The sequence below is a fragment of the Bradyrhizobium sp. P2_E8 genome (genome assembly GCF_056403875.1).
The window spans coordinates 1-3,585 of sequence record NZ_JBFUES010000790.1 but is presented as its reverse complement, the minus strand read 5'-3'; the positions used below and the strand labels follow the sequence as shown (position 1 = coordinate 3,585).

The window sequence follows — 3,585 nt, the reverse complement described above, 5'->3', positions numbered from 1 at the left end:
CCTGTGGCCCACGGCCTCGCCGGCCGAAATCGTCCGCTTCGACATCCTGGAACGCGTGCCCGCCTTCGCCGGCCGCAGTTTTGGTAACGTCGGCACCTATGAACGCATCACCGCGCGCGCGACCTTCGCGCTCAACCCGTCCGACGACCGCAACGCCGTCATCACCGATCTGTCGCTCGCGCCGCGCAACCCCGACGGCAAGGTCGAGGCCACCGCCGACGTCGTGATCCTGCGGCCCAGCGATGCCAGCCACGGCAACGGCACGCTGCTGCTGGAAGTCCCCAATCGCGGCCGCAAGCTGGCGCCGCAGCTGTTCGACGATTCCGCCCAGCCCGGCGCCAACATTGCCGACAAGGCCGAGGACGCCGGCATCGGCTTCCTGCATCGCCAAGGCTATACAATGGTCTGGGTGGGCTGGCAGGGCGACATTCCGTCGAAGCCGGGACAGCTCGCGATGACCGCACCGGTGCTCAAGGGCGTCACCGGTCCTGCGCGGGAAGAGGTGATCTTCGACACCACGACCAATCCCGCGCGCGCAACGCTGACCTGGCCGGCGGCTGAGGCCGCCGATCTCAACGTCACCGTACGCGCGGCCTGGGCCGACGCGCGGCAGACGCCGCTGGGCCTCTCCGCAAAACCGGTCGATCCCGTGACGGTGGAGATCGCCCGCCCCGACGGCTTTGACGCCGGCGCGCTCTATGAGATCACCTACACCGCGCGCGATCCCGTCCCGCTCGGCATGGGCTATGCGGCCGTGCGCGATGTCGTCAGCTTCCTCCGCCACGACGAGACGCAAGCGAACCCGCTGCTCAACGGCCTGCATCCATCAGTGAGCCGCGCCATCGGCTTCGGCGTCTCGCAATCCGGCCGCTTCCTGCGAGACTTCCTCTATCTCGGCTTTAACCAGGATCTCTCCGGCCGCACCGTGTTCGACGGATTGATGCCGCATGTCGCGGGCACGCGGCGGATGGCGACCAACGTCCGCTTCGGCCAGCCCGGCCGCAACCCGCGCCATCTGCAGGATCCGGCGTGGCAGGCCGACCTGTTCCCTTTCACCTATGCGAGCCTGAGCGATCCCTATTCCGGCAAGACCGACGGCCTGCTCCGCCGCTGCTCGCTCTCCGCCACCTGTCCGCGCGTGATGCAGACCGACAGCGAGCACGAATGGTGGGCCTCGCACGCTTCGCTGCTGGTCACCGATCTCGCCGGCAATCATCTCGACCTTCCCGACAACGTCCGCGCCTACATGATCGCGGGCACGCCGCATTTCGCGGAAGCCGCCGACGTGATGCGCAAGGGCTTGCCCGCAATGTCGCTGCCGCAGAATCCGATGCATGCGGGCATGCCGATGCGCGCGCTGCTCACCGACCTCAACGCCTGGATCAGCGATGGCACCAAACCGCCCGCAAGCCGCGTCCCCATGCGCGCCCACGGCACGCTGGTGGCTGCGAAAGGCGCGGTGCCGGCGGATATCCCCGGCCTGCCCTACGCCGGCATCCATACGCTGGCCGCCTTCTCGGATCAGAGCGTGTTGCCGCCCAAGGAGATCGGCCGCTATCCCGTGTTCGTGCCGAAGGCCGACGATGATGGCATGGCGATATCAGGTATCCGCCAACTCGCCCTCGTCGTCCCTCGCGCGACCTACACGGCGTGGAATCCGCGCGCGCAGGGCTTTGGGCCGACGGCGCTCTATCCGCTGCAAGGCGCGGTGGTACCGTTTGCACCGACGGAAGCCGCACGGAAGGAAGTGCACGATCCCAGGCTGTCGATTGCGGAGCGATACGCGGACGACGGGGCGTATGTGGCCGCGGTGCGCCGCGAGGCGGCAAGGCAGGTGGCGGAGCGGATATTGCTGCCGGAAGATGCGGAGCGTGCGGTTGAGGCGGCGAAGCAAGGGAAGCTCGCGAAGCTTGGGCCGTGAAGGCGATGGCATCTTCGGCTTCAATGTCGCGACGCGGTTCGGCCTTTCCACAAACTCGTCATGCGCGGCCTTGTGCCGCCACGTCCTCGGTTCCAGCGCAACGATAGGCGTGGATGGCCGGGACAAGCCCGGCCATGACAAGGTGGAAAAATCTCGCACGCCTGTCGGAACACCCGCTCCTCATCCGTCCTATGCCTGGACAGCACACGGAGACACCGCATGGCCGACCTCACCCTCACCACCTTCGACTGGGTTCCCGAGATGCCCAGGGGTTTCGTGCGCGACCTTCGCGTGCGCTGGGCGCTCGAAGAGGCTGCCTTGCCGTACCGCGTCGCGAGCGTGCCGTTCGGCCCGCGGGACGCCGCGCATTTCGCGCACCAGCCGTTCGGCCAGGTGCCGTGGCTGAGCGACGGCGACCTCTCGATCTTCGAGAGCGGCGCGATCCTGCTGCATCTGGGTGAGCGCAGCGCGAAGCTGATGCCGACCGACCCGCACGGCCGCACCAAGGCGATGGAGTGGGTGCTCGCTGCGCTCAATTCGGTGGAGATGCCGGCCCTGCCCTGGACGATGTTCAAGTTCACCGGCAGTGACGATAGCTCACCTGCCGTGAAATTCGTCGACGACTTCCTCAAGCTCCGCCTCAAGCACATGGAGACGGTGCTGGCCGGCCGCGAATGGTTGGCGGGGCCCTTTTCCGTCGCCGACATCCTGATGTCGGACGTGCTGCGCGTCGTCGATCGCTTCGATGGGTTGGCGGCACATCCAGCCTGCCGCGCCTACGTCGCGCGCGCCACGGCCCGCCCGGCCTTCGCCAAGGCGCACGCCGACCAGATGGCGCATTTCGCAGCGGCGGATGGGGCACGCTAACGCAGACGGATTAGCGAAGCGCAATCCGCCAATGTCCGCCTCAACAAAATTGGTGGGTCACGCCCAGCGAACTGCGCTTCGCGCAGTCGCAAGGCTCACCCACCCTACGCGGCCAACCTGTTCCACCCTGGCTTCTAGTTTTGCGAACGCGTAAAGGGGACAAAACGCACGAGAACGACGCCGCGCGTCGTCGTCTTGCCGGGGGCGATTTTTTCGACGACTGTGAGCTGCTGAGTGGTGTAACCGGGTCCCAACGGCATGACGAGACGGCCCCCCACTTTGAGCTGCTCAATCAGCGGCGACGGTGGCTGCCCGAGCGCGGCAGTCACGACGATGGCGTCAAAAGGACCGCATTCGGGCCAGCCGTCGTAGCCGTCGCCAAGCCTGACGCTCACGTTGTCATACGCGAGGTCTCTCAGTCTTTTCGCGGCGGTCTCGGCCAATTGCGGGATGATCTCGATGCTGCAGACCTTTCGCGCGAGCTGCGCAAGTATGGCGGCCTGGTAGCCCGAACCGGTACCGACTTCGAGCACAACGTGATCGGGCGCGACCTCGGCCAACTGGGTCATCAAGGCCACAATGTACGGCTGCGATATGGTCTGGCCGAGGCCGATTGGTATCGGTCTATCGGCGTATGCGATAGAGCAAGATTGCTCAGGGATGAACAGGTGGCGTTTCGTTTGCGCCATGGCCTCAAGGACCCTCTCCGACAGGCCTTGCTGTCCCAAAACACCGGCAGCGGACCGGGCGTAGGCCCGGATGGCCTCGACCATGGCGGCGCGTTCGCGGACGCATTG

Annotated in this window: 3 protein-coding genes; 2 read left to right on the top strand and 1 reads right to left on the bottom strand. The window is 66.5% G+C overall.

Features of this window, described 5'->3' with window-relative positions; all coding sequences use genetic code 11:
- The first annotated feature begins 1 nt into the window (after position 1).
- Entirely contained in the window at positions 2-1,921 is a 1,920-nt protein-coding gene (locus AC1D00_RS31860) for an alpha/beta hydrolase domain-containing protein (RefSeq protein WP_477013397.1), read from the top strand.
- A gap of 219 nt (positions 1,922-2,140) precedes the next feature.
- Positions 2,141-2,788 carry a glutathione S-transferase family protein gene (locus AC1D00_RS31855; RefSeq protein WP_477013396.1) on the top strand — a complete coding sequence of 216 codons (648 nt, stop codon included), beginning with the start codon at positions 2,141-2,143 and terminating at the stop codon, positions 2,786-2,788.
- 134 nt (positions 2,789-2,922) lie between these two features.
- Here the strand turns inward: AC1D00_RS31855 and AC1D00_RS31850 are convergent, their stop codons facing one another.
- Complete coding sequence (locus tag AC1D00_RS31850) at positions 2,923-3,561, bottom strand: protein-L-isoaspartate(D-aspartate) O-methyltransferase (protein ID WP_477013398.1); 639 nt, start codon at positions 3,559-3,561, stop codon at positions 2,923-2,925.
- Positions 3,562-3,585: the final 24 nt, after the last annotated feature.

Bases quoted from the DNA above. Each gene is read 5' to 3' on its own strand.
- AC1D00_RS31855 (WP_477013396.1), top strand. From the start codon at position 2,141: ATGGCCGACCTCACCCTCACCACCTTCGACTGGGTTCCCGAGATGCCC.
- AC1D00_RS31850 (WP_477013398.1), bottom strand. From the start codon at position 3,561: ATGGTCGAGGCCATCCGGGCCTACGCCCGGTCCGCTGCCGGTGTTTTG.